Below are 24,778 nucleotides of genomic sequence, written 5' to 3'. Positions count from 1 at the left end.
CGGCGCGTCGGGCACCTATCGATAGATGGCGAGCCGAAAGCGGCATGTCTACAATTCCCTTTGCCCTTGCGGTTTGCTAAAGGGGCGGCATCTTCCGCTTTCAAGGTTGCAGGCCCCCATGATCCCCAACGACATCGCCATCACTCCGGAGCTGGTCGAGGCACACGGCCTCAAGCCGGACGAGTATGACCGCATCCTGGCGCTGATCGGGCGGGAGCCGACCTTCACCGAACTCGGCATCTTCTCGGCCATGTGGAACGAGCACTGTTCCTACAAGTCGTCGAAGAAGTGGCTGAAGACCCTGCCGACCAGCGGGCCGCGCGTCATCCAGGGACCGGGCGAGAATGCCGGCGTCGTCGATATCGGCGACGGCGAGGCGGTGGTCTTCAAGATGGAGAGCCACAATCACCCGTCCTATATCGAGCCCTATCAGGGCGCGGCGACCGGCGTCGGCGGCATCCTGCGCGACGTCTTCACCATGGGCGCCCGGCCGATCGCGGCGATGAACGCGCTGCGCTTCGGCGCGCCGGACCACCCGCGCACCCGCCACCTCGTGTCCGGCGTCGTTGCCGGCGTCGGCGGCTACGGCAATTCCTTCGGCGTGCCGACGGTCGGCGGCGAGGTCAATTTCGACGCGCGCTACAACGGCAACATCCTGGTCAACGCCTTCGCCGCCGGCCTCGCCCGCACGGATGCCATCTTCTATTCGAAGGCGGAAGGCGTCGGCCTGCCGGTGGTCTATCTCGGCGCCAAGACCGGCCGCGACGGCGTCGGCGGCGCCACCATGGCCTCCGCCGAATTCGACGACCAGATCGAGGAAAAGCGCCCGACCGTTCAGGTCGGCGATCCGTTCACCGAAAAGTGTCTGCTCGAGGCCTGTCTCGAACTGATGGCCTCGGGTGCGGTCATCGCCATCCAGGACATGGGCGCGGCCGGCCTCACCTGCTCGGCCGTCGAGATGGGCGCCAAGGGCGACCTCGGCATCGAGCTCGACCTCGACAAGGTGCCGGTGCGCGAGGAGCGCATGACCGCCTATGAGATGATGCTGTCGGAGAGCCAGGAGCGCATGCTCATGGTGCTGAAGCCCGAGAAGGAGGAGGAGGCCAAGGCGATCTTCCGCAAATGGGGCCTCGACTTCGCCGTGGTCGGCCGGACGACGGACGACCTGCGCTTCCGCATCCTCCACCAGGGCGAGGAAGTCGCCAACCTGCCGATCAAGGAACTCGGCGACGAGGCGCCGGAATACGACCGCCCCTGGGTGGAGCCGGCCCGGCCGGCGGCGCTCGCCGCCGACGACGTGCCGCAGGCCGACATCGCCGACGCGGTGCTGACCCTGCTCGGCTCGCCCGACCTGTCGTCGCGCCGCTGGGTCTGGGAACAATATGACACGCTGATCCAGGGCAACTCGCTGCAGCGGCCGGGCGGCGATGCCGGCGTTGTGCGCATCGAGGGCCATGCCGCCAAGGCGCTCGCCTTCTCCTCCGACGTCACGCCGCGCTACTGCGAGGCCGATCCGTTCGAGGGCGGCAAGCAGGCGGTCGCCGAATGCTGGCGCAACATCACCGCCACCGGCGCGCTGCCGCTGGCGGCCACCGACAACCTCAACTTCGGCAATCCCGAGCGCCCCGAGATCATGGGCCAGTTGGTCCGGGCGATCCAGGGCATCGGCGAGGCCTGCCGGGCGCTCGACTTCCCGATCGTCTCCGGCAATGTCTCGCTCTACAACGAGACCAGCGGCAAGGGCATTCCGCCGACCCCGACCATCGCCGGCGTCGGCCTGCTCGCGGACGCCGGGAAGATGGCGCGGATCGGCTTCGCCGCCGAGGGCGAGATGATCGTCCTGGTCGGCGCGCCGCAGGGCTGGGGCAGCCATCTCGGCCAGTCGGCCTATCTGCGCGACGTCCACGGCCGCGCCGACGGCACCCCGCCGCCAGTCGACCTCGCCGCCGAGAAGCGCGTCGGCGACCATGTGCGCGACCTCATCGGCCGCGGCATCGTCACCGCCTGCCACGATCTCTCGGATGGCGGCCTCGCCATCGCCCTGGCCGAAATGGCGATGGCCTCCGGCATCGGCGCGACCATCGTCGGTCTCCCGGACATCGATCCGATCCCCGTCTTCTTCGGCGAGGACCAGGCGCGCTATCTGGTGACGTTGGCCTTCGACCCGCACAGCGCGGAGTGGGCGGCCCTGCGCGCCGAGCAGGAGTCGCTCGGCATCTTCGCCCCCTGGATCGGGACGACAGGCGGCACCTCCTTGAAGCTTGGCGGTGCGCGTGCGATATCCGTTGAGGAACTGAAGGCGGTGCACGACTCCTGGTTCCCCCGCTTCATCGACGGCAAGTAATCGAGGACTGATCCCATGCCCATGGACGCCCGCGACATCGAACGGCTGATCAAGGAAGGGATTCCGGACGCGAGAGTGACGATCCGCGATCTCGCCGGCGACGGCGACCACTACGCCGCCGAGGTGGTGGCCGAGAGCTTTCGCGGCAAGAGCCGGGTGCAGCAGCACCAGATGGTCTATCAGGCCTTGAAGGGGAGCATGGGGGGCGAGCTGCACGCACTCGCCCTGCAGACCAGCGCTCCGGAATGAACGCCGCACAGCGGACATCCCACGGTCGCCGGATCTTGACCCGGCAGAACGAAAGGACAATGAGATGAGCATTCAGCAGTGGATCAAGAACGAGGTCGACAGCAACGACGTCGTCGTGTTCATGAAGGGCACCCCGGCCTTCCCGCAGTGTGGGTTCTCCGGCCAGGTGGTGCAGATCCTCGACTATGTCGGCGTGCCCTACAAGGGCATCAACGTGCTCGAGGACGACGAGTTGCGCCAGGGCATCAAGGAGTTCTCGAGCTGGCCGACCATTCCCCAGCTCTATGTCAAGGGTGAGTTCGTCGGCGGCTGTGACATCGTGCGCGAGATGTTCCAGAACCAGGAACTTCAGGCGCATTTCACGGAAAAGGGCATCCCTGTCCGGCAGCCGAGCTGATCAAACAGGTTAATAAAGAGTTAATAAGGGGCGGGTCCAAGTCGATCCGCCCTTTATTTTTGCAAAATTTGCTGACTAGGCAAAATTTGCCGAATCACTCACGATGAACGTCAGATGAATGCGCATTTCAGACTGCGCTCACGGACGAAGCGGTAGTTCTCGGGTGAACAGGGGTTCCCGTCACCGAAAGGAACGACAGATGCGGATAGCGAAGTTTGCCGTTGCCGGTATTGCCCTCAGCCTGGGCCTCGGCCTCGCGACCGTGGCGCAGGAGTCCGACGCCGGGCTGCGCCGGATCGCCTGCGTCAACCTCACCGTCTTCGCCCCCGCCAGCAACGGCCTCAGCGACGCCGACACCTGCCGGGCCCATGGCGGCCTTGCCGAGAAGGGCGCGGCCGAGGCCTCCGCCGCCCTCGTCATCCTGGTGCGCAACCAGCCGGCCGGTTTCGACCGCGGCCTTGCCGCCGGCAACGGATCGTAGCCGCTTCCCCGCAGCTCACCGCGATCCGTATTTGCGGGCAGCGTCGAGGGCAAGGCCCGTGCCGACGCTGCCGAAGACGTCGCCCTGCACCACGCTGGCGCCGGGCAGCAAGCCGGTCAGCCGCTGCCGCACGAAGGGCACCGACGCCGAACCGCCGGTCAGGAACACCGACGAGATGTCGCCGGCCGCAACGCCCGCCTGCGCCAGACAGGCCGCCAGCGCCCCCTCGATGCCCGCCACCGCCTGTTCGATCGCCGCGATCAGGTCCTGACGGGTGATCGCGATGTCGAGCGCGCCGCCGCGCAAGGGGAAGCCGAGGCGGTGAACCTCCTCATGCGACAGGGCGATCTTCGCCGCCTCCACCGCGCCGGCCAGCGCATGGCCCTGCCGCTGCGCAATCACCTGGATCAGCCGCTCGACAAGCTCCGGCCGCGCCGCGTCCTGCCGCAGCTCGCGCAGCCGCGTGTCGATCTGCGGGGCGTAGAGAAAGTTGATCCGGTGCCAGGTGGCGAGCTCGAAATAGGCCCAGTTCGGCAGGTCGCGGCGCGGATCGCGCGAGCGCGTGCCATAGCCGAGCTCCGGCATCACCCGGGCAAGGCTCAAGAGCCGGTCGAAATCCGTGCCGCCGATATGAATGCCGGTGCTGGCGAGAATGTCCTCGCGCCGGTCGACCTTGCCCCGCCGCTCCGGCGAGACGCGCACCACCGCGAAATCCGAGGTGCCGCCGCCAAGGTCGACGATCACCGCCAGTTCCTCGCGCGTCACCGCGCGCTCATAATCGAGCGCGGCGGCGATCGGCTCGAACTGGAAGGCGACGGAGGCAAAACCGGCCTTGCGGGCGATGGCCTCCAGCTCGCCTTCCGCGCGGCGGTCGGCCGCGTCATTGTCGTCGACGAAGCGCACCGGGCGGCCCAGCACCACCGCGTCGAAGGCATGGCCCGCCGCCTGCTCGGCCCGGTGCTTCACCTGCGACAGATAAAGGCCGATGATCTCGCCGAAGGTCCAGCGCTGCGCCCGGATCGTCGTCTTCTCGCTCATCGTGCTGGAGCCGAGCACGCTCTTCAGCGCCCGCATCAACCGCCCCTCGATGCCTTCCACATAGGCGGCGACCGCATCGCGGCCGAAGCGCACATGCGTGTCCTCGAAGGAGAAGAAGATCGTGCTCGGCAGCACCACGCTGTCGCCCTCCAGCGGCAGCAGCCGCGCCGTGCCGTCGCCCAGGAGCTGCGAGGCGGTGGAGTTGGACGTGCCGAAGTCGATGCCGCAGGGGCGAAGGCTGGTCATGGTCGGGTCCGGATCGGGTCGGGTCGCGCCGCGGCCGGCGCAGGGAAAGCGCTGCCGGCGGCCGGGAGACGGTCCCCCCGGCGCGGGCAGCGCTCTGAATGGGGCGGTTATTCGGCGGCGAACAGCGTCCGTGTCATGGCAAGGCCGGCAGCGCAGGGCTCCTCCGCCTCGCCGGCGGACACCGGGGCCTCGGCCAAGCCGGGGCGGAGCCCGGCGAAATCGAACAGCGAGAGATCGTGCAGATGCGACGGGCGGACCTGCGTCAGCGCCTTCGCCATGGTGGCGAGCCGGCCGGGGCTCTCCTGCTCCCAGGCCTGCAGCATGCGCTTCACCTCGGCCCGCTGCAGCCCGTCCTGGCTGCCGCACAGGTCGCAGGGGATGATCGGGAACGCCATGGCGCGGGCAAAGCGGGCGATATCGTCCTCGGCGCAGGCGATCAGCGGCCGCAGCACCATCAGGTCGCCGTCGTCATTGACCAGCTTCGCCGGCATCGCCGACAGCCGCCCGCCATGGAAGAGGTTCATGAACAGGGTTTCCAGCGCATCCTCGCGGTGATGGCCGAGCACCACCGCCTGGCAGCCTTCCTCGCGCGCCGTGCGGTAGAGCAGGCCCCGGCGCAGCCGCGAGCACAGCGAGCAATAGGTGCGCCCTTGCGGGATCTTCGAGGTGACGATGGAATAGGTGTCCTGCCGCACGATCCGGTGCGGGATGCCGTTGTCGCTCAGGAACTGCGGCAGCACATGCGAGGGAAAGCCCGGCTGGCCCTGGTCGAGATTGCAGGCCAGCAGATCGACCGGCAGCAGCCCGCGCCATTGCAGCTCCAGCAGAACGGCGAGCAGCGTGTAGCTGTCCTTGCCGCCCGACAGGCAGACCAGCCAGCGCGGCCGCGCGCCGCTCGCCTCGACCATGGCGTGGCGGGCGATGGTCTCGCGCGTCTCGCGCAGCAGCCGCTTGCGCAGCTTCTTGAAGCCGACCGAGGACGGCGCGTTGCGATAGAGCGCGGGAACGTCGCTCTCCACAGGGTCGGCAAGGTCGGTCATGGCTGGCGCGCGCCCCGGCTGGCTGAAACGGGAGGGTCGATGATCCCGCTGGAATAGCGCCTCGCGCCGCCAGCGCCAAGCGGAAAGCCGCGTCCCCATAAAAGCAAAGGGGCGCGCTCCTCACAAAAACAAAAGGGCGCGCCCCTCAAAGGCCTGGCGGACTTTTTCAAAAATCAGCGCGAGTAGAACTCGACGATCAGGTTCGGTTCCATCTGGACCGGATACGGCACGTCGGTCAGCGTCGGGACGCGCGCGAAGGTCGCGGTCATCTTGCTGTGGTCGGCGGCGATATAGTCCGGCACGTCGCGCTCGGCCAACTGCACGGCCTCGAGCACGGTGACGAGCTGGCGCGACTTCTCGCGGACCTCGATCAGATCGCCCGGGTTGCAGCGGTAGCTCGCGATGTTGACGCGGCGGCCGTTGACCTTGACGTGACCGTGGTTGACGAACTGGCGGGCGGCGAAGACGGTCGGAACGAACTTCGCGCGGTAGATGATGGCGTCGAGACGGCGCTCGAGCAGGCCGATCAGGTTCTCCGACGTGTCGCCCTTCATCCGCGAGGCTTCCACGTAGATCTTGTGGAACTGCTTCTCGGAGATGTTGCCGTAGTAGCCCTTGAGCTTCTGCTTGGCGCGGAGCTGCACGCCGAAGTCGGAGAGCTTGCCCTTGCGGCGCTGGCCGTGCTGGCCCGGGCCGTACTCGCGGCGGTTGGCCGGAGACTTCGGACGACCCCAGATGTTCTCGCCCATCCGGCGGTCAATCTTGTACTTTACACCATGGCGCTTCGACATGCGCGGTTCCCTCGTTGTTTGCCTTCTTGCAAGGAAACGCGACCTCCTCTCCTGCTTTTCCGCAAAGCGGCGAAACAGGCGACAGGACCCCCGGCCAACGGCGCCGGCGCGGGGCTCCACGGTTGCGTGAAATGCAAAGCGGGCCGACAGGGCCCGCAAAGCGAGAGGATGCCTACTCCAAAGCCGCCTTCGAGTCAAACGCTCGATGCCGCCTCCACGCCGGAAATCGCCAGCGTTTGCCCCGACAGCAGGCCGAGCGCGGCGGAAAGATCCGCTCCCGACGTCGCCAGCATCCGCACCGGCGCAGCAAGCAGCCCCTCGCCGGTCGCCGCCCCGCTGGCGAGGAGCACGTCGCGCAGCCGGCGGGCGATGGCCGGCGCCGGGTCGAGCCAGTCCACCGGCCAGGGCGCGATCTCGGCCATCCGCTCCGCCAGCAGCGGAAAATGCGTGCAGGCCAGCACCACCACATCCGTGCGCCGGCCGCCCTTTTCCACGAAACAGGGAGCGAGTTCGGCCGCCAGCAGGTCCGCATCGAGCCGCCCGCGCAGCAGCGCCTCCTCGGCAAGCCCGGCAAGGCGCCGCGCGCCGACCAGCGTCACCGCGACATCCGGCGCGAAACGGTGGATCAGGTCGAACGTGTAGTCGCGCGTCACCGTACCCGGCGTCGCCAGCACGCTGACAAGGCCCGAGCGGGTGCGCTCGGCCGCCGGCTTGATCGCCGGCACGGTGCCGACGATCGGAATGTCGAGCGCCGCCCGCAAGGGGGGAAGAACAAGCGTCGAGGCGGTGTTGCAGGCAATGACCACGGCGGCCGGGCGCAACGCGCCGGCCAGCCGCGTCACCACGCCGGTGCAGTGGCGCGTCAGCGCCTCCGCCTGCCAGGCGCCATAGGGAAAGCCGGCATCGTCCGCCGCATAGACCAGCGGCAAGCCCGGCAGCAGCCGCCGGATCTCGCGGGCGACCGTGAGGCCGCCGATGCCGCTGTCGAAAACCAGAACCGGAGCCGGTTCCGCCATGGTCTGCCCCCGTCAGCCGCGCGGGCGGGTCGAGCGGCCTTCGAGCGCTGCCACCACCCCGCGCAGGGTCTTCACCTCCTGATCGGTGAGTGAGGCTTTTTGAAGGATGTTGCGCAGGTTGCGGACCATCGAGGGTCGCTTCTCCAGCGGCCGGAAGAAGTTGACCGTGTCGAGCGCCCCTTCCAGATGCTGGAACAGGCGCACGAGGTCGTCCTTGCTGGCCGGCGGGTTCTGCTCCTCGTCGAGACGGAAGGGCAGCGCCCCGTCATTCGCCTTCAGTCGCCATTCATAGGCGCAGACCAGCACCGCCTGGGCGATGTTGAGCGAGGCGAAGTCCGGGTCGACCGGCAGGGTGACGATCTCGTCGGCGAGCGCCACCTCGTCGTTGTTGAGGCCCCAGCGCTCGCGCCCGAACAGATAGCCGGTGCGGGTGCCGCCGGCGCCGAGCCGCGTCGCCGTCACCGCCGCCTCGTCGGGGCCGCGCACCGGCTTGGCGATCTCGCGCGAGCGCGCCGTGGTGGCGAAGACGAAGCCGAGATCGGCGACCGCCGCCTCGAGGCTGTCGAACACCTGTACCGCCTCGATCACATGGTCGGCGCGGCTTGCCGCCGCCCGCGCCTTCTCGCTCGGCCAGCCGTCGCGCGGATTGACCAGGCGCAACTCGCGCAGGCCGAAATTGGCCATGGCGCGGGCTGCCGTGCCGATGTTCTCGCCAAGCTGCGGCTCGCACAGGATGATGCAGGGCGGCGGCAGGTCGGTGACCCTGGCCGCCGGGTCGATGGTCGAATTGCGTGTCATGGCGGGCGAGATAGCCCAATCCGCGCGGCTTTTCCAGCGCCCGGCGACGGCGACCCGGCCAAGGGGCGCAAAATCCCGTCGAACCGCCCGCCCGGTTACGATAGCTTCACATATCGGGGGTTGAAATCGCGTTCGGGCCGTCAGGCCGGGCGCCTGCCCGGACGGCCCCGCTCGCAAGGCGAACCTTCCGCCCGTCCCAAGGCCGACCGCTCGCCCTCTCCAAGACGCAGACGACAGGATCCCGCCATGACCGACGCACCCTCCCTCCCCGTCACCGAAGCCGTCCGCCAGAAATGGGGCTGGTTTCTCGCCCTCGGCATCGTCCTGGTGATCGGCGGGGCGCTGATGATCGCGCTGCCGCTCGCCAGTTCCATCGCCGTGACGCTGGTCATCGCCATCGTCTTCGCCGTCGGCGGCGCCGTTCAGATCTGGCATGCCTTCTCCGTTCCCGGCTGGGGCGGCTTCATCTGGAACATTACGACCGGCGCCATCGCGCTGGCCGGCGGCATCGCCGTCTATTTCAACCCGGTGATCGGCGCGGCGGCGCTGACCCTCGTCGTCGCGGCGATCCTGCTGGCGCAGGGTATCGCCCAGATCCTGCTGGCGATGAAGATCCGCCCGCATGACGGCTGGGGCTGGGTGCTCACCGCCGGTATCGTCTCGGCGATTGCCGGCCTGTGCATCTGGTTCGAGTTCCCCTCCTCCGCCGTCTGGGTGCTCGGCCTGCTCGCCGGCGTCTCGGTGCTGATCAACGGCTGGAGCTTCATCGCCATCGCGCTCGCCGCGCGCGCCCTCGGCCAGCGTCTGTCCGCCTGAAGCCCCGGCCCGCCTGAAGCGTCTGTCCGCCTGAGCGGAAGGGACAGCCGAAGCCCCTCAGGAAGGGCGGGAAAGAGACCGCCAGAGGAGACGGCCAAGGGAAGGGAAAAGCCCGCGGCCGGACTACTCGGCGGCCTCGACCATGCCGGGCCGGCGGCCGTCTCCAGCCCCTTTGCCGGCGCCGGCCATGAAGTCGATGCGGAACGCGGAGCCCTCGCCCGGCACGCTGACCGCGTCGATATCCCAGCCATGACGGCGGGCGATGGCCTGGCAGATGGCAAGGCCCATGCCGGTGCCGGAATAGCGGTCGCGCGAATGCAGCCGGCGGAACGGCTCGAACACCTGCGCCTTGTGCTGCATGTCGAAGCCGATGCCGTTGTCGCGGATGGTGACGCTCGCCGTCGCCCCGCTGGCCAGCCGCTCGGCGAGCACCTCGACCACCGGCGCGCGGTCGGGATGGCGGAACTTGATGGCATTGCCAATGAGGTTCTGGAACAACTGCTCCAGGAACACCGGATCGCCGCTCAGCAGCGCATCGGTGTCATGCAGCACGACCTTGGCGCCGTTCTCGCGGATCAGCTCCGACAGGTTGTCGCGCACCTGGTCCACAAGTTGCGCCAGCGGCACCGCCTCACGCGACAGCTCCCGGTCGGAGGCGGCCGAATAATTCAAAAGGTTGGAGATCAGCGTCTTCGCCCGGCCGGCCGAGGTCTTCATCACATTGGCCGCGTAGTCGATGGTCTCGCGGTCCTTGTTGGCGACCCCCTCCAGCAGCAGGTCGCTGAACACGGTGATCTTGCGCACCGGTTCCTTGAGATCGTGCGAGGCGAGATTGTTGAACTGGGTCAGCCGCTCGTTCGCCAGCCGCAGATCCGCATTGGCCTGGGCAAGCTCGCTGGTGCGCTCGGCCACCCGCCGCTCCAGTTGCGCCTGCAGCCGCATCAGCCGGCTGCGGTCGCGCAGCAGGAGCAGACCCATGGAACTGCCGGCGACCAGCAGGCCGAGGATCAGCACCACCACCAGATTGACCGTGCGCTGCAGCGCCGCGCGCTGGCGCGAGGCCGCGTCGAGCTGCAGCCGGTAGACCGCCGAGCGGAAGGAATCGAGCGTTGCCTGCAGGCCGGAGAAGTCGTCGCGCAGCTTGCGCGCGGCCGCGACATCGCCGGCGGCAATCGCCGGCATCGCCGGGTCGGAGTCGCGCAGCACCGCCTCCAGGTCGCCCATCAGCGGCACCGAGCCGTCGACCCGCACCAGCTCCTGCCCCGCCTCGCCCTCGCCAAGGCGCATCGCCCGGCTCCACAGGATGTCGAAGCGCGCGGTCACTTCCTGCGCATGTTCGGGCGCCCCGCCATGCACGATCATCGTGTTGAGCGCGTGCATCAGGTCCTGATACTCGACGACGAGCTGCGCCGTGTACCAGATCAGGCTCTGCCGGTATTCGGAGCGGTCCTCGCTGTTCTGGCGATTGAGGGTGGACACCACGAAGAAGAGCGAGGCGCTGATGATTGTGAGGCCGATCATCAGCGCGACGTAAAGCGTCCGCACCCATCTTGCGCTGAGATCCATCGCCGCGATCCGCTCCCGTTTCCCGCGCCCGGCGCAAGCCGAAGCCGAACCGCAAGCTTACAAGCGTCGCGGAACCGAGGGAAGGCCGATTTCAACCAGAACTATTCGGATCGTGAATCCACTACTATGATTTCGCGGATCTGCCAGATCGAACGCGAATAGTAGAGCTCCCGGCGCAGTTCCTCCCGGTCGGACCAGGGATAGATCAGCCACAGCGGCCCGCGATCGCGGATGCTCATCTCCTTGCCGTTGACCCGCATGGCGAGAATCACGTCGTGGTCGAGCGCGTCGGAGACCGGGATGGTCACCCGGTACTTGTTGAGCGCAACCGCCTCGATCCACGCGCCGCGGGCGCCGACGCGGGCCAGCAGATCGCGCAGCAGCGGCCCCTCGAACACGGCCGCCTCGGAGAGCCAGGGCGTCTCGGTGGACACCGCCGTCATGCCGAGCGCTTCCAGTTCCGCGCGGGTGAAGCCGACCGGCGCCCCGCCTTCCAGCGCGCCGCTGACCACCAGCACCGGCCCGCTGTCGGCCAGCGCGGGCGCACCTAGCGGCGGCATCGCAAGGCCCGCAATGAGCGCGAGAGCCGCAACGACACCGCCCAACCCCTTGCGGCCGGCATGCCGCCAGCGCGTCATCGGACCTTGCATCCGTTCCACTTGCAAAGGGCTCCCTCCGAATCTTTGACAGGAGGATATGCGCCGAATAGGCACTTCTCGCAAGGGCCTGGCGGTTGCATCGCCCGATATGGTTTCCGGCCGCCTGGATTGCAGCCGAAGGGCAGTTTGACGAATGGTTGGCTTTCCGTTTGGCCGGCCCTTTGCTATAGGGGCCGCGCGGCATCCTTGACCGGCGGCGCCAACCTGCGACGGCAGGCGCCCGGCAGGGCCGGCAGGTTCGGGCGCATGAGGCGCGAAAGCCACCCAAGACGCGAGGTCATCTGCACATGGCGAAGATTAAGGTTGTCAATCCGGTTGTCGAACTCGACGGCGACGAGATGACCAGGATCATCTGGCAGTTCATCAAGGACAAGCTGATCCACCCCTATCTCGACATCGACCTGAAGTATTACGACCTCTCGATCGAGAAGCGCGACGAGACGGACGACCAGATCACCGTCGATGCGGCCAATGCCATCAAGCAGTACGGCGTCGGCGTGAAATGCGCGACGATCACCCCGGACGAGGCCCGCGTCGAGGAGTTCGGCCTCAAGAAGATGTGGCGCTCGCCGAACGGCACGATCCGCAACATCCTCGGCGGCGTGATCTTCCGCGAGCCGATCATCATGCAGAACGTTCCGCGTCTGGTGCCGGGCTGGACCCAGCCGATCATCGTCGGCCGCCATGCCTTCGGCGACCAGTACCGCGCCACCGACTTCCGCTTCCCCGGCAAGGGCAAGCTGACGGTCAAGTTCGTCGGCGAGGACGGCACCACCATCGAGCACGAAGTGTTCGACGCTCCCTCCGCCGGCGTCGCCATGGCGATGTACAACCTCGACGATTCGATCCGCGACTTCGCCCGCGCCTCGATGAACTACGCCCTGCAGCGCGGCGTGCCGTGCTACCTGTCGACCAAGAACACCATCCTCAAGGCCTATGACGGGCGCTTCAAGGACATCTTCCAGGAGGTGTTCGACGCCGAGTTCAAGTCGGCCTTCGAAGCCAAGAAGATCTGGTACGAGCACCGCCTGATCGACGACATGGTCGCCGCCGCGCTGAAGTGGTCGGGCGGCTATGTCTGGGCCTGCAAGAACTATGACGGCGACGTGCAGTCCGACATCGTCGCGCAAGGGTTCGGCTCGCTCGGCCTGATGACCTCGGTGCTGATGACGCCGGACGGGCAGACGGTGGAGGCGGAAGCCGCCCACGGCACCGTCACCCGCCACTACCGCCAGCACCAGCGCGGCGAGGAGACCTCGACCAACCCGATCGCCTCGATCTTCGCCTGGACCCGCGGCCTCGCTCACCGGGCCAAGCTCGACGACAACCAGGACCTCGCCAACTTCGCCGCGACCCTGGAGAAGGTCTGCATCGACACCGTCGAGGCCGGCTTCATGACCAAGGACCTGGCGCTGCTGGTCGGCCCGGACCAGAAGTGGCTGACGACCAACGGCTTCCTCGACAAGATCGACGAGAACCTGAAGTCGGCGATGGCCGCCTGAGCCGTCAAGCCCTTGCGACGACACGCGAAAGGCGCCCCTCGCGGGCGCCTTTCTGCATTTCGGCCCCCCTTGCCCTGTTGATGCCCGCGAGCGCAAGGACACCGCGACTTGGCGCGCGGGACCGATTACCATGGCGCCACTCTCTCACTGCTTCGGAGTCTTCCCGATGACCGCGTTTGCCGCCGGACTGCCCCGTCTTCTCGCCGCCGCCATCACCCTTCTCGCCCTCGCCCTTCCCGCCGCCGCGCAGGGTGCGCGCGAGCCGGCCCGCGGCACGCCCGAGCGCGCCGCGCTGATGGACGCGATCCGCCCGCTGGTCGAGGTGCGCACCGGCGCGCCGGTCGAATTCATGGTCGTCCGGCTCAGGGTCTCCGGCGACTGGGCCTTCGCGATCGTCGATCCGCAGCGCCCCGGCGGCGCCCCGATCGATCCGGCCGCCACCATCTATGGCGAGGACGCCGAGTACATGGACGGCCTGCGCACCTATGCGCTGCTGGTGCGCGCCAATGGCCGCTGGAACATCGTCGATTACGCCGTCGGCCCGACCGACGCCTTCTGGGACGGCAATCCGCTCTATCGCCAGATCCCGCGCGGCCTGCTGCCATAATCCAGCGTTTACCATGCGGAGAAATTGACAGATTTGCCGAGCGCAACGCGCCCCGGTTGACCCGATCTTCACCTGTACACTGCATCCTCCGCCAAAGTCGGAATTGGTGGAGAGGGAGCAATGACGACACTGGGACTTCCCCAAGACATCGCGGAACTCTGGGACCGGGAGATCGTTCGCGTCACCCATGACCTTCCCGGCAACCCGCTGTTCTCGGACGAGGCGCTGGCCGAACTCGTCGCCAACAACCCGGATGCCGTGCGCGAGATCGCCACGATGGACACCAGCGTCGAGGACAAGAGCCGCTGGCGCCGCAGCGACCTGTCCGCCAACGACCCGCACGGCCTGTTCGAGGCCGTGCGCAGCGGTGCGCTGTGGGTCAATATCGGCCATGTCGGCGGGCGCGATGCCCGCTACCAGCGGCTGATCGACGGCATCATGGACCAGATCGACGCGGCCGTGCCCGGCCTCGACAGCTACAACCGCCAGATCGGCGTCCTGATCTCCTCGCCGCGCGCCCGCGTCTACTACCATGCCGACGTGCCCGGCCAGGGCCTGATCCACATTCGCGGCGAAAAGCGCATCTGGCTCTATCCCGGCCGCGAACCCTATCTCAAGCCCGAGGAACTGGAGCGCGTGGTGACCGCCGTCACCGCCGAGGAGATCAGCTACGACCCGAGCTTCGACGAGGCCGCGACCGTGATCGACCTGACGCCCGGCACCGCGCTGTTCTGGCCGCTCAACTGGCCGCACCGCGTGGTCAACGGCGACAGCCTCAACGTTTCGGCGACGGTGGAATATCACACCCGCAAGACCCGCCGTCATTTCGCGCTCAACTATGCCAATGGCGTGCTGCGCCACGGCCTCGGCCTCCGGCCGCGCTCACGCGCCACCAGCGGCGCCGGCTTCTGGAGCAAGGCGGCCTTCGCCTATGCCTGCCGCAAGACCGGCCTCGGCTCGCGCCTGCTGCGGTCCGGGAAGGGAGGCTGAGGCATGGCGCAAGCCGCCCGGCCACTCGCCCGCCGGTTCGACACGGTCCACGATGCCGACCTCGCCGCGCTGTGGACAACGCTGGAGGCGGAGGGCTGCTCGACCGCCTTCCTCTCGCTGGACTTCGTCCGCTCGCTGGAGGACGGCGTCCTGCCGGAGAGGCACGGCAGCCCCGTCTATATCGCGATCGTCGAGGCGCGGACCGGCGCGCCGCTGATGATCGTGCCGCTTGTCGCCGACACCCGCTTCGGCGTCCGCCGCCTCGGCTTCCTCGATTGCGGCGTCGTCGACTACCACTTCCCGCTGGTCGACCGGAAGGCCTGCGCCGATCCGCGGCTCTTCGCCGCCATGCGCGAGGTCTTCCTCGCCGCCCTGCCGCCGCATGACGCGCTGCTGCTGGGCAAGGTCATCCGCGAGTTTCGCGGCGTGCCCAATCCCCTGTGGAGCGAGAGCAAGCTGATCGAGATCGGCGAAGGCGCCTCGCGCATCGACCTCGACCCGGAAAGCCTGGAGCGGGCGCGGCGCAACCACTCGCTCTATGCGAAAATGGCCAAGCAGCGGGCGAAGCTTGAAAAGCTGCCCGGCTTCGAGATCGTCGAGGCCCGCAGCCCCGGCCAGATCGACCAGGTGCTCGGAGTGATGGCGCGCCAGCGCCGGCAGCGTCTGTCGGCCTTCGGCATCGCCGACCTGTTTCAGGATCCGGCGGTCTACGCTCACTATCGCCGCCTGGCGCTGGCCGGCTGCGCGAGCGACAAGGTCCTGGTTCTCGGGCTCAAGGTGGACGACACCTGGCTCGCCACCAGCTATTGCTTCTGCCACCAGGGCGTCGTCACCGGCATCCTCTGCTCGCTGGACGACGGCCCCTATCGCAAGCACTCGCCGGGGCTCATCGCCACGATCCTGGAGATCGAATGGGCGGCGCGGCACGGCTTCGGCCTCTATGACTTCGGCGCCGGCAGCTATGACTACAAGGAGCGGTTCGGCGGCCGCCACCGGGCGGTCAAGGCGCTCGCCGCCTCCGCCAGCCTGAAAGGGGCAGCCTATCTCGCCGCCGTCAAGGCCCGGATCGCCCTGCGCCTGTGGCTCAGGGACCGCCCGGCCCTGCACCGGCTGGCCCGCACGACAAAATTGCTGCTGCTTGCCGCGATCGGCCGCAAGCGGCTGCCGCAAACCCGGATCGCCGGGCGCACCCGGCCCGTTGCGCTGAACTGAGGCGCCTGCCGCGAAATGTGAGGGAGCTCAGGTTCGGGTGTCTGGCCCCGCCGCCTCCGGCAGGTCGGAAAACAGGTCCGGCAGCGTCTCGTCCGCGCCGGCCGCATCCGCGCGCTCCATGTCCTCGGCCTCGGCGACCTCCTCCGCCAGAATGTCCCCGCTGGGAGCGCCGCGCCGCTGCCGCACCTCGTCCAGGATCCGCCGCGCAAGATCGGACTTGCGCGCCATAAGCGCGTGCAGGTCCTGGGCCTCGAGCACCAGCAGCCGCGCGTCGCTTTCCGCCGTGACGGTCGCCACGCGCTGGCGATCCCCCAGCACCGCCATCTCGCCGAAGAAACCGCCCTCGCCAAGATGCGCGCGGGTCTGGCCCAGCGTCACCTCGACGAGGCCGGAGGCGATGAAATACATGCTGCTTGCCGGTTCGCCGCGCCGGCTGATCACCTGGCCGGCCGAAACCGACTGGCCGCGCAGCAGCCGCGCGATCTCGGCAATGTCGGCCGCCCGCAGGTCCTGGAACAGCGGCACCCGTGCCACCATGCCCCAGGTGACCGCGAAGTCGCGCGAGTGGATCTCGCGCGCGAAGGCGGTGGCGACGATGCCGACCGGCAGCGCCAGCAGCCCGTAGCCGAGCAGCATCACCAGCCCGCCAAGCACCTTTCCCGTCGGCGTCACCGGCACCACATCGCCATAGCCCACCGTCGTCACCGTGGTCATCGCCCACCAGACCGCATCGGGGATCGTGCCGAAGGCTTGCGGTTGCACCTCCCGCTCGACCATGTACATGGCGGTCGCCGCCAGCATCACCACGCCGAAAATGATCAGCAGACTGGCGCCGATCGCATGCCGCTCCGACAGCAGCGCATTGGTCAGCGAGCGCAAGGCCGGCGAATAGCGCGCCAGCTTGAAAAAGCGGGCAAACCGCAGCAGCACCATCACCTTGAAGTCCGCCGGCACGAACAGCAGCCCGAGAACGAAAGGCAGCACCGCCAGCAGATCGATGATGGCCGCAGGCTGCAGGGCATAGCGCAGCCGCGCGCCCGCCGGCGAATAGTGCCGAAAAGGCGGGTGCAGATCGGCCACCCACAGCCGCGCGAGATACTCGGCGAGAAAAACAGCGCCGATGATCCGCTCGGCAAGCGAGAACCGGTCGCCCCACTCTGCGGCGAGCGAGGGCACCGTCTCCAGCGCCACGAGGGCCACCGCCGCAACCACCAGCAGGATCAGCAGCCGGTCGAACCAGCGCCCCTGACGGTCGCCGGCCGAGCCGAGCTCCAGCCAGCGATAGACACGCCGGCGGCCCCGCGCGAGCAGGCCCGCCGACGCGGACTTGTCGTCGGTTGCGCGTGGCCCGACTTCTGCCATGCCCACCGGGTCGCCAGCCCCTTCGCAAAGAGGGTCGCGACCGGTCGCCATGGGATCAGGCCTCGGCCGGCGCGGCCGTTTCCAGCGCCGCCGCGATCGCGGCAACCGCCGCCTCCGCCTGCGAGGCGTCGGTACCGCCGGCCTGGGCCATGTCCGGTCGGCCGCCGCCGCCGCGCCCGCCCAGCACCTCCGAGCCGAGCTTCACCAGCTCGACCGCATTGAACCGGCTGGTCAGATCATCCGTGACGCCGACGACGATCGCCGCCTTGTTGTCGTCCGAGGCATTGACCAGCACGACGATGCCTGAGCCGATCTGGCCCTTGGCGTCATCGGCAAGGCCCTTGAGATCCTTCGGGTTCAGCCCCTCGACGATGCGCGCCATCAGCTTGACGCCGCCGATCTCGCGCAGGCCCTTGTCGCCCTCGCCGGCGCCGCCGCCCATGGCGAGCTTCTTGCGCGTGTCGGCAAGCTCGCGCTCCAGCCGGCGCTTGTCCTCCACCAGCGCCGCGACGCGCTCGGTCACCTCCGCCTGGCCTGACTTCAGCACCGAGGCGATCTCGCGCACCCGCGCGTCCTGCCCGGCGAGATGCCGGCGGGCGGCCGCCCCGGTCAGCGCCTCGATGCGGCGCACGCCGGCGGCAACCGCGCCCTCGTTCACCAGTGTGACGAGGCCGATATCGCCGGTGCGCGACACATGGGTGCCGCCGCACAGTTCCAGCGAATAGGTCTTGCCCGCCTTGTCGCCGCGCAGCGCCCGGCCCATCGAGACGACGCGCACCTCGTCGCCGTATTTCTCGCCGAAGAGCGCCATCGCGCCCTCCTCGATCGCCTCGTCGACGCCCATCAGCCGGGTCTCGACCGCGGCGTTCTGCAGCACGATCTGGTTGGCGATCTCCTCGACCTCGGCCAGTTCCTCCGCCGACATCGGCTTGGGATGGGAGAAGTCGAAGCGCAGCCGCTCCGGGCTGACCAGCGAGCCCTTCTGCGCGACATGGGTGCCGAGCACCTCGCGCAGCGCCTCGTGCACCAGGTGGGTGGCCGAGTGATTGGCGCGGATCGAGCCGCGCCGCGTCCCGTCGACCAGCAGTTCCAGCGGCAGGCCGACGGTCACCTTGCCCGACAGAACCCGCACCTCGTGGACGAAGAGGCCGTCGGCCTTCTTCTGGGTGTCGGTGACCTCGAGCTCGACGCCGCCCTCGCCGCGCATGCGGCCCGTGTCGCCGACCTGGCCGCCGGACTCGCCGTAGAACGGCGTCTGGTTGAGCACGACGAAGCCGGTCTCGCCCTGCTTCAGCTCCATCGCCTCGCCGCCCTCGCGCACCATCGCGGCGACGACGCCCTCGGCGGTCTCGGCATCGTAGCCGAGGAAGTCGGTGGCGCCGCAGCGCTCCTTCAGCGTGAACCACACGGTGTCGGTGGCCGCCTCGCCGGAGCCGGCCCAGGCGGCGCGCGCTTCGGCGCGCTGGCGCTCCATCGCGGTGTTGAAGGCGGCAAGATCGACGCTGACGCCGCGCGCACGCAGGGCATCCTGCGTCAGGTCGAGCGGGAAGCCATAGGTATCGTAGAGCTTGAACGCGGTCTCGCCGTCGAACTCGGCGCCCTCGCCGAGACCGGCGCTCGCCTCGTCCAGCAGCGTGAGGCCGCGCGCCAGCGTCTTGCGGAAGCGGCGCTCCTCCAGCTTCAAGGTCTCGGTGATCAGCGCCTCGGCGCGGGCGAGCTCCGGATAGGCCCGGCCCATCTCGCGCACCAGGGTCGGCACCAGGCGCCACATCAGCGGCTCCTCGGCGCCCAGCAGATGGGCGTGGCGCATGGCGCGGCGCATGATCCGGCGCAGCACATAGCCCCGCCCTTCGTTGGACGGCAGCACGCCGTCGGCGATCAGGAAGCTCGCGGCGCGCAGGTGATCGGCGATCACCCGGTGGCTGGCGCGCTGCGCCCCTTCCGCCTCGGCGCCGACCGCGTTTTCCGAGGCGGAGATCAGCGCCCGGAACAGGTCGATGTCGTAATTGTCATGCACGCCCTGCAGCACGGCGGCGATGCGCTCCAGCCCCATGCCGGTGTCGATCGACGGCCGCGGCAGGGTGATGCGCTCGCCCGGCAGTTGCTCGTACTGCATGAAGACGAGATTCCAGATCTCGATGAAGCGGTCGCCGTCCTCGTCCGGCGACCCCGGAGGGCCGCCCCAGATGTGATCGCCGTGATCATAGAAGATCTCCGAGCACGGACCGCAGGGACCGGTATCGCCCATCGCCCAGAAATTGTCCGAGGTCGGGATGCGGATGATCTTGTCCTCGGACAGGCCGGCAATCTTCTTCCACAGCGAGAAGGCCTCGTCGTCCTCGGCATAGACGGTGACCAGCAGCCGCTCCTTCGGCAGGGCGAATTCCTTGGTGATCAGGGTCCAGGCGAGTTCGATCGCCCGGTCCTTGAAATAGTCGCCGAAGGAGAAGTTCCCGAGCATTTCGAAGAACGTATGATGGCGCGCGGTGTAGCCGACATTGTCGAGGTCGTTGTGCTTGCCGCCGGCGCGCACGCATTTCTGCGCGGTCGTCGCGCGCTGATAGTCGCGCTTCTCAAGGCCGGTGAAGACGTTCTTGAACGGCACCATGCCGGCATTGGTGAACATCAGCGTCGGATCGTTGCGCGGCACGAGCGGACCCGATGCGACGATCTCGTGACCGTTGCGCCCGAAATAGTCGAGAAAGGCAGTCCGGATTTCGTTTACGCCGCTCATAAAGCCGTCCAATGCTCCCTGGACTGACGACCCTGCCGCGACGTCTCGCGCAGCGTTCCCGCCAAGTCCTGCCATGTCCAAGATCTCGAGCCGCTTTTAGCTTTGCCCCGGCGACAAGTCCAGTATCGCCCGCACCGCCCCGGCTTGCCTTCCCTGATCAGGCCTCCGCCCCACCCGGTACGGTACAGGCGCCGACCTGCGTACTCTCCTGCATGGAAACCGTGCACCCGACGTGGAACAGTCGCGGCATGGCTGTCACGCAGAAGACCCGCACCGGAAACGGGAGATGTGCCATGGGATGGGAATGCAAGAACCGCTTTTGGTCCGGGACACGGACCTATATCTCGAGCTTCCGCAAGAATCCTCCGCCGCATGTCTACATCGCAACCCTGACCGCGCACGAGATCACGGCCGCGGAGAAGCGCGAACTCGTCACCTGCGTGCGCACCTGGCCAGCCGTGACGGATCAGTCGCGCCCCCTGATCGAGCAGGTCGTCAAGGACATCGAGGAGGCGCAGGCGTCCGGCTGACGAAGGACACGCCCCGCATGCCCACGACGCGAGGACAAGGCGCCCGGAAGGACCAAGGGCGAAGTCAAAGGGGACGGAGGCCGGCGGCTGCCACTCAAGGGCAATCACCTGAGACTGGCGGCCCGGGCGAGGCGCCTTCACGGCGGTGATGCCACGGCGCTGACGCTCAAGATGGCCGGAGTTCAATCCCCCCGTCATGCACCCCCCGTCATCCACCCCCTCGTCATGCCGCCCTTCGCCGGCCAAGGACAGCGACCGCGACGAGACACGGCTGGAGGGCGTTTTTCTCCGCGCCGATGTTGCGCTCCGGTTCCCGTGCCCACTTGACGCGGCTAGAGCCCTTTCGGCCAATTCGGAGCCATTCTGACGGAGCGATTTTGTGACAAGGTCAAGCAAAGGCACGCAGGCCGTATCTGGAGACGGACAAGGGGCTTTGCGCCGGAATTGGCGCAAAATCGCCCGTCCCGCAGGACTTCCGATTGGTGGGCGCCCGACATTGGTGGGCGCCCGACGCCGATCGGATCTTGCCCGATGCGAAGGCATCGCGCGGCGACCGTTTCGACGCCGGATCGCCGCTCCAATCGAGAAGCAGAATTGACTTCGAATTGGCCGAAAGGGCTCCAGGATGCCTGTCCGGCACATGTCAGGCGAGCCGCCCGGCACAAGAGCCGGGCGGCATCACATCAATCGTCGGCGGCGCCGTCCTCGTCGGTTTCGGAGAAAGGATCCGTGATCCGCTCGGCGATCAGCCCGGCATTCTGCCGGATCGCCAATTCGATCTCGTCGGCCAGCGCCGGGTTGTCGCGCAGGAACTGCTTGGCGTTTTCGCGGCCCTGGCCGAGCCGCTGGCTGTTATAGGAGAACCAGGCGCCGGACTTCTCGACGATGCCGCCCTTGACGCCGAGATCGATGAGTTCGCCCATCTTCGAGACGCCCTCGCCATAGATGATGTCGAACTCGACCTGGCGGAACGGCGGGGCGAGCTTGTTCTTCACCACCTTGACGCGGGTCTGGTTGCCGACCACCTCGTCGCGGTCCTTGATCGATCCGATCCGGCGAATGTCGAGGCGCACGGAGGCGTAGAATTTCAGCGCATTGCCGCCGGTCGTCGTCTCGGGCGAGCCGAACATCACGCCGATCTTCATGCGGATCTGGTTGATGAAGATGACCATGCACTTGGAGCGCGAGATCGAGGCGGTCAGCTTGCGCAGCGCCTGGCTCATCAGCCGCGCCTGCATGCCCGGCAGGCTGTCGCCCATCTCGCCGTCGAGTTCGGCCTTCGGTGTCAAGGCCGCGACCGAGTCGACCACCAGCACGTCGATGGCGCCCGAGCGCACCAGCGTGTCGGCGATCTCCAGCGCCTGCTCGCCGGCGTCCGGCTGGGAAATCAGCAGGTCGTCGATGTTGACGCCGAGCTTGCGCGCATAGATCGGATCCAGCGCATGCTCCGCATCGATGAAGGCGCAGATGCCGCCCTTCTTCTGGGCCTCGGCAACGGTGTGCAGGGCCAGCGTCGTCTTGCCCGACGATTCCGGCCCGTAGATCTCGACGATGCGGCCGCGCGGCAGGCCGCCGATGCCGAGCGCGATGTCGAGGCCGAGCGAGCCGGTCGACACGGTCTGCACCTCGACCACCTGGCCCTGCCCCATCTTCATGATGGAGCCCTTGCCGAAGGCGCGTTCGATCTGCGAAAGGGCGGCGTCGAGCGCCTTGTTCTTGTCCATCTGAATGCCTTCGACCAAGCGGAGTGAATTCTGTGCCATGAGGCTACCATCCTTATTTCACGCCGCGCCCGGCGATTCAAACTGCGCTTTTGTACCAGTTTTGTTCTCACTGCACAAGAGAGATCAAGTTATTGATAGAACTTGATTTATAGGACAGTGTTCCTTTTGTGTTCCGATAGGATGTCGGGTGCCCCCGCGCGCCACCGCGGCGGGAGAATCGGTTTGGTCTGCCGTCAGCGCCGGGTCGCTTGTCGCAGCCGGCGCTGACGGCAGCGGCCCGTGTCCGACCGGATCTTCGCGCAAGGGCGCGCAGGGATACGGGCGGACTGCGGGCGGGCAGCAGATCGGAGACGGGAGCAGGTATCGAGTGAGCACCCAGGACGCGGCGCGAGACGGAGACAACGCAGCACAGAGACCACGCAGCACGGACAGGAACGGTTGGTGAGAACAGCGGAAGAGGCTGAACCGAGCCCGGATAGGCGGCGGCTTGCCCCCAGACGCACTTTGCCTTGCCCGAAGTGGCGCAGCAGCGGCCGGGCACGTCGGCCGCTTTCTCGGCCGTCATATCTGCGCCTTGTGCGCGCGCCGCCGAAACCAACGAAAACTGGATGGAGGCCAACCGATACCTCAACATGGACGACCTCAGAGAGAACAAGAAGCTCGAACTCCGTAGGCCGCATGATCAGCTTCACGGCCGCCCCAATTCGCAGAACTTGACGCACACAACCACGACAGCCTGTGTGTGAGGCATCGGCCCGCGCATCGTTTCCGCCCTTGCTTACGGCCGGCCTCTCCTTGGCGCCTTCCCGGACGAGCAACGCGAGATCCGGGACCGGGGAGCCGAGGGCGTGTGTGGCAACACTCAGGTGTGAGACCGTTGGCACCAGGGCTCCCCGATCCCGGCTCAGCGCTGGCGCGCCGTCCGGGAGGACGCGGGAGAGAGGCGGCATGTCGCCGCTGGCGCTTTCCCCCCTCTGCCGGCGGCGCCGACACCTCCCCCTTGAGGGGAAGAGAGGAGCTTGGCCTGCGGCCGGCGCACCGCTGCCGCGAACGCCCTCGGCTCGTCGGTCCCGGGGCGGACGGTCTTGCAGCAGCGGAGGCCTCCGGTCTTCTGCGGCCAGCCCAACGGCTCGGTCCGCACGACCTGTGGTTACGGGTTCCCGGTCTCCGGCTTCGCCGGAGCCGGAACGACAGCCTGTGTGTGAGGCATCGGCCCGCGCATCGTTTCCGCCCTTGCTTATGGCCGGCCTCTCCTTGGCGCCTTCCCGGACGAGCAACGCGAGATCCGGGACCGGGGAGCCGAGGGCGTGTGTGGCAACACTCAGGTGTGAGACCGTTGGCACCAGGGCTCCCCGATCCCGGCTCGGCGCTGGCGCGCCGTCCGGGAAGACGCGGGAGAGAGGCGGCGTGTCGCCGCTGGCGCTTTTTGCATGCCCCCGAGAGAATCCGCCGCGCGCTGCGCATCGGCGGCGCCGAGTTCGGCGATCAACTCCTCCATTGCGTAGCCTTCATCGCCCCACTTCTTGCGACCAAGATCCCGGTCGAGGCGCGATGGATGCCGGGTCAAGTGACCGTTATGCCGATATCGGCATAAGACGCATTATGCCGTAAGCTGGATTATGCCGCACGGCCGAGTTCGGTGGCTGGCTTGCCGGGGTTCGGCCATGTGGCGGTTCGGCAAAATCCAGTTCATGGAAAGCGACGAAGCCTGTGGAATTTGCCGTTCACACCGGTAGCAGTAGCTGGTCCAAAACCACTGAGTGAAGCTCTGGCGATGCGCATGCGACAATGGCGCCACTTGATGTCAGCGACAGGGGCCGCCCCTTCCAGTCAGAGATCACGCCGCCTGCTTCCTGCACAACCGGGCACAAAGCGCAGATGTCGTACGCATCCAGATCATCTCCATTAAGGCAGATATCTATCAGGCCACGTGAAAGTGCGCCGTAGGCGGGTGCCCCGCCATCGAACACCCTCACCCTTCCGGTCGACAACAACTGTCGGTACCCCGAGGCGCTGTCGCCTCTGAAACTGTCGGGATTCGCCAGACTGATGACAGCCTCATCAAGTTCGCGCCTCCCGCTGCTTCGAACGAGCCGACCGCTGAAGACCGTGCCTTTCCCCTCTGCGGCGACATAGCGCGCGCCTGGCACAGGCATGTCTATGATCCCCAGAACCGGAGCTTCGTCACGGCATACGCTGATCAGCGACGCGAAGTTCAAGAGTCCGGTTCCAAACTGGCGTGTGCCATCAATCGGATCGAGAACCCATGTGAAAGCGCTTCTCCCGGTTTCAAAACCGTATTCTTCGCCAAGAATGCCGTGAGACGGAAACTGCTGCCGTATCCGCTCCCGCCACATCGTCTCGATGGACAGGTCGGCTTCTGTCAGCGATGAGCCATCGGATTTGTAGGTCACCGCCAGGTCGCTGTGCCACGCCTGAGCGGAGAGACCCGCCGCAGACTCGGCGAGGCTTAGGGCGGCCGCAAGGATGTGATCGAGTTCGTGCATCGCTACCTCTCGGAAAATGGCTCCTTTAGCCTTCGCCCGGTAACGGCTGAATGACGGGTAGGCGTGAACATTGGGGCTCCAACAACAGGGAGTTCTCCCGCATGCGGCTCTTCGGCGTTGCTCCTGCGCGTCGGCCCGAGAGCCTGGTGCGGGCCGCCGGTGGGCGCCC

General features: G+C 67.6%; 21 protein-coding genes and 1 pseudogene. 10 read left to right on the top strand and 12 right to left on the bottom strand.

What is annotated here, in order from left to right; translation table 11 throughout:
• Positions 1–118: 118 nt before the first annotated feature.
• The 4 genes from purL (at position 119) to TSB10P1A_RS02485 (ending at position 3,471) form a co-directional block, all read left to right on the top strand.
• Positions 119–2,344, top strand: a complete 2,226-nt coding sequence (purL, locus tag TSB10P1A_RS02500) for a phosphoribosylformylglycinamidine synthase subunit PurL (RefSeq protein ID WP_186386330.1) — start codon at positions 119–121, stop codon at positions 2,342–2,344.
• Between the two features lie 15 nt (positions 2,345–2,359).
• Entirely contained in the window at positions 2,360–2,593 is a 234-nt protein-coding gene (locus tag TSB10P1A_RS02495; RefSeq protein WP_186386329.1) for a BolA family protein, read from the top strand.
• Positions 2,594–2,657: 64 nt separating this feature from the next.
• Entirely contained in the window at positions 2,658–2,990 is a 333-nt protein-coding gene (gene grxD / locus TSB10P1A_RS02490; protein ID WP_186386328.1) for a Grx4 family monothiol glutaredoxin, read from the top strand.
• Between the two features lie 199 nt (positions 2,991–3,189).
• The gene (locus TSB10P1A_RS02485) at positions 3,190–3,471 is read left to right on the top strand and encodes an antitermination protein (RefSeq protein ID WP_186386327.1); all 282 of its coding nucleotides are present in this window, start codon (positions 3,190–3,192) and stop codon (positions 3,469–3,471) included.
• Positions 3,472–3,486: 15 nt separating this feature from the next.
• Here TSB10P1A_RS02485 and TSB10P1A_RS02480 read toward each other — a convergent pair whose 3' ends face one another.
• From TSB10P1A_RS02480 to TSB10P1A_RS02460, 5 genes are all read right to left on the bottom strand, one after another.
• On the bottom strand, positions 3,487–4,755 hold the full coding sequence (locus TSB10P1A_RS02480) for an Hsp70 family protein (protein WP_186386326.1): 1,269 nt from the start codon (positions 4,753–4,755) through the stop codon (positions 3,487–3,489).
• Positions 4,756–4,862: 107 nt separating this feature from the next.
• Positions 4,863–5,795 carry a tRNA 2-thiocytidine(32) synthetase TtcA gene (gene ttcA, locus TSB10P1A_RS02475; protein WP_186386325.1) on the bottom strand — a complete coding sequence of 311 codons (933 nt, stop codon included), beginning with the start codon at positions 5,793–5,795 and terminating at the stop codon, positions 4,863–4,865.
• Between the two features lie 173 nt (positions 5,796–5,968).
• Complete coding sequence (rpsD, locus tag TSB10P1A_RS02470; RefSeq protein ID WP_186386324.1) at positions 5,969–6,586, bottom strand: 30S ribosomal protein S4; 618 nt, start codon at positions 6,584–6,586, stop codon at positions 5,969–5,971.
• Positions 6,587–6,780: 194 nt separating this feature from the next.
• The gene (gene murI / locus TSB10P1A_RS02465; protein ID WP_186386323.1) at positions 6,781–7,602 is read right to left on the bottom strand and encodes a glutamate racemase; all 822 of its coding nucleotides are present in this window, start codon (positions 7,600–7,602) and stop codon (positions 6,781–6,783) included.
• 12 nt (positions 7,603–7,614) lie between these two features.
• A complete protein-coding gene (locus TSB10P1A_RS02460; RefSeq protein WP_186386322.1) occupies positions 7,615–8,400 on the bottom strand; it encodes an RNA methyltransferase in 786 nt (261 codons plus the stop codon).
• A gap of 246 nt (positions 8,401–8,646) precedes the next feature.
• On the opposite strand from TSB10P1A_RS02460, the gene TSB10P1A_RS02455 reads away from it, so the two are divergent.
• Positions 8,647–9,216, top strand: a complete 570-nt coding sequence (locus TSB10P1A_RS02455) for an HdeD family acid-resistance protein (RefSeq protein ID WP_186386321.1) — start codon at positions 8,647–8,649, stop codon at positions 9,214–9,216.
• A gap of 123 nt (positions 9,217–9,339) precedes the next feature.
• On the opposite strand, the gene TSB10P1A_RS02450 is transcribed toward TSB10P1A_RS02455, so the two are convergent.
• Positions 9,340–10,782, bottom strand: a complete 1,443-nt coding sequence (locus TSB10P1A_RS02450; protein ID WP_186386320.1) for an ATP-binding protein — start codon at positions 10,780–10,782, stop codon at positions 9,340–9,342.
• 101 nt (positions 10,783–10,883) lie between these two features.
• The gene (locus TSB10P1A_RS02445; protein WP_186386319.1) at positions 10,884–11,420 is read right to left on the bottom strand and encodes a molybdopterin-dependent oxidoreductase; all 537 of its coding nucleotides are present in this window, start codon (positions 11,418–11,420) and stop codon (positions 10,884–10,886) included.
• Between the two features lie 308 nt (positions 11,421–11,728).
• Here TSB10P1A_RS02445 and TSB10P1A_RS02440 point away from each other — a divergent pair, with 308 nt between their 5' ends.
• From TSB10P1A_RS02440 to TSB10P1A_RS02425, 4 genes are all read left to right on the top strand, one after another.
• Positions 11,729–12,943, top strand: coding sequence for an NADP-dependent isocitrate dehydrogenase (locus tag TSB10P1A_RS02440; RefSeq protein ID WP_186386318.1), 1,215 nt, complete (start codon positions 11,729–11,731; stop codon positions 12,941–12,943).
• A gap of 166 nt (positions 12,944–13,109) precedes the next feature.
• Positions 13,110–13,550 carry a hypothetical protein gene (locus TSB10P1A_RS02435; RefSeq protein ID WP_208984793.1) on the top strand — a complete coding sequence of 147 codons (441 nt, stop codon included), beginning with the start codon at positions 13,110–13,112 and terminating at the stop codon, positions 13,548–13,550.
• 120 nt (positions 13,551–13,670) lie between these two features.
• Positions 13,671–14,540, top strand: coding sequence for a cupin-like domain-containing protein (locus TSB10P1A_RS02430; protein WP_186386317.1), 870 nt, complete (start codon positions 13,671–13,673; stop codon positions 14,538–14,540).
• A 3-nt stretch (positions 14,541–14,543) separates the two neighbouring features.
• Entirely contained in the window at positions 14,544–15,752 is a 1,209-nt protein-coding gene (locus TSB10P1A_RS02425) for a GNAT family N-acetyltransferase (protein ID WP_186386316.1), read from the top strand.
• Between the two features lie 27 nt (positions 15,753–15,779).
• On the opposite strand, the gene TSB10P1A_RS02420 is transcribed toward TSB10P1A_RS02425, so the two are convergent.
• Positions 15,780–17,114: a cyclic nucleotide-gated ion channel gene (locus tag TSB10P1A_RS02420; protein ID WP_186386315.1), complete on the bottom strand. Its 1,335-nt coding sequence runs from the start codon at positions 17,112–17,114 to the stop codon at positions 15,780–15,782.
• A gap of 55 nt (positions 17,115–17,169) precedes the next feature.
• Positions 17,170–19,848, bottom strand: coding sequence for an alanine--tRNA ligase (gene alaS, locus TSB10P1A_RS02415; protein WP_186386314.1), 2,679 nt, complete (start codon positions 19,846–19,848; stop codon positions 17,170–17,172).
• 248 nt (positions 19,849–20,096) lie between these two features.
• On the opposite strand from alaS, the gene TSB10P1A_RS02410 reads away from it, so the two are divergent.
• A complete protein-coding gene (locus tag TSB10P1A_RS02410; RefSeq protein WP_186386313.1) occupies positions 20,097–20,378 on the top strand; it encodes a hypothetical protein in 282 nt (93 codons plus the stop codon).
• A 683-nt stretch (positions 20,379–21,061) separates the two neighbouring features.
• Here the strand turns inward: TSB10P1A_RS02410 and recA are convergent.
• The 3 genes and pseudogenes from recA to TSB10P1A_RS02395 form a co-directional block, all read right to left on the bottom strand.
• A complete protein-coding gene (recA, locus tag TSB10P1A_RS02405; protein ID WP_186386312.1) occupies positions 21,062–22,141 on the bottom strand; it encodes a recombinase RecA in 1,080 nt (359 codons plus the stop codon).
• Positions 22,142–23,567: 1,426 nt separating this feature from the next.
• A pseudogene (locus TSB10P1A_RS23960) lies at positions 23,568–23,672 on the bottom strand (zincin-like metallopeptidase domain-containing protein); the annotation flags it as partial.
• Between the two features lie 154 nt (positions 23,673–23,826).
• Positions 23,827–24,609, bottom strand: coding sequence for an inositol monophosphatase family protein (locus TSB10P1A_RS02395; protein WP_186386311.1), 783 nt, complete (start codon positions 24,607–24,609; stop codon positions 23,827–23,829).
• Between the last annotated feature and the right edge of the window lie 169 nt (positions 24,610–24,778).

Origin of the sequence: Stappia sp. TSB10P1A (genome assembly GCF_900185725.1) — a bacterium.
Classification (GTDB): domain Bacteria; phylum Pseudomonadota; class Alphaproteobacteria; order Rhizobiales; family Stappiaceae; genus Stappia.
This window is presented reverse-complemented; position numbering and strand designations above follow the sequence as displayed.

Bases quoted from the DNA above. Each gene is read 5' to 3' on its own strand.
- purL (WP_186386330.1), top strand. From the start codon at position 119: ATGATCCCCAACGACATCGCCATCACTCCGGAGCTGGTCGAGGCACAC.
- TSB10P1A_RS02495 (WP_186386329.1), top strand. From the start codon at position 2,360: ATGCCCATGGACGCCCGCGACATCGAACGGCTGATCAAGGAAGGGATT.
- grxD (WP_186386328.1), top strand. From the start codon at position 2,658: ATGAGCATTCAGCAGTGGATCAAGAACGAGGTCGACAGCAACGACGTC.
- TSB10P1A_RS02485 (WP_186386327.1), top strand. From the start codon at position 3,190: ATGCGGATAGCGAAGTTTGCCGTTGCCGGTATTGCCCTCAGCCTGGGC.
- TSB10P1A_RS02480 (WP_186386326.1), bottom strand. From the start codon at position 4,755: ATGACCAGCCTTCGCCCCTGCGGCATCGACTTCGGCACGTCCAACTCC.
- ttcA (WP_186386325.1), bottom strand. From the start codon at position 5,795: ATGACCGACCTTGCCGACCCTGTGGAGAGCGACGTTCCCGCGCTCTAT.
- rpsD (WP_186386324.1), bottom strand. From the start codon at position 6,586: ATGTCGAAGCGCCATGGTGTAAAGTACAAGATTGACCGCCGGATGGGC.
- murI (WP_186386323.1), bottom strand. From the start codon at position 7,602: ATGGCGGAACCGGCTCCGGTTCTGGTTTTCGACAGCGGCATCGGCGGC.
- TSB10P1A_RS02460 (WP_186386322.1), bottom strand. From the start codon at position 8,400: ATGACACGCAATTCGACCATCGACCCGGCGGCCAGGGTCACCGACCTG.
- TSB10P1A_RS02455 (WP_186386321.1), top strand. From the start codon at position 8,647: ATGACCGACGCACCCTCCCTCCCCGTCACCGAAGCCGTCCGCCAGAAA.
- TSB10P1A_RS02450 (WP_186386320.1), bottom strand. From the start codon at position 10,782: ATGGATCTCAGCGCAAGATGGGTGCGGACGCTTTACGTCGCGCTGATG.
- TSB10P1A_RS02445 (WP_186386319.1), bottom strand. From the start codon at position 11,420: ATGACGCGCTGGCGGCATGCCGGCCGCAAGGGGTTGGGCGGTGTCGTT.
- TSB10P1A_RS02440 (WP_186386318.1), top strand. From the start codon at position 11,729: ATGGCGAAGATTAAGGTTGTCAATCCGGTTGTCGAACTCGACGGCGAC.
- TSB10P1A_RS02435 (WP_208984793.1), top strand. From the start codon at position 13,110: ATGACCGCGTTTGCCGCCGGACTGCCCCGTCTTCTCGCCGCCGCCATC.
- TSB10P1A_RS02430 (WP_186386317.1), top strand. From the start codon at position 13,671: ATGACGACACTGGGACTTCCCCAAGACATCGCGGAACTCTGGGACCGG.
- TSB10P1A_RS02425 (WP_186386316.1), top strand. From the start codon at position 14,544: ATGGCGCAAGCCGCCCGGCCACTCGCCCGCCGGTTCGACACGGTCCAC.
- TSB10P1A_RS02420 (WP_186386315.1), bottom strand. From the start codon at position 17,114: ATGGCAGAAGTCGGGCCACGCGCAACCGACGACAAGTCCGCGTCGGCG.
- alaS (WP_186386314.1), bottom strand. From the start codon at position 19,848: ATGAGCGGCGTAAACGAAATCCGGACTGCCTTTCTCGACTATTTCGGG.
- TSB10P1A_RS02410 (WP_186386313.1), top strand. From the start codon at position 20,097: ATGGCTGTCACGCAGAAGACCCGCACCGGAAACGGGAGATGTGCCATG.
- recA (WP_186386312.1), bottom strand. From the start codon at position 22,141: ATGGCACAGAATTCACTCCGCTTGGTCGAAGGCATTCAGATGGACAAG.
- TSB10P1A_RS02395 (WP_186386311.1), bottom strand. From the start codon at position 24,609: ATGCACGAACTCGATCACATCCTTGCGGCCGCCCTAAGCCTCGCCGAG.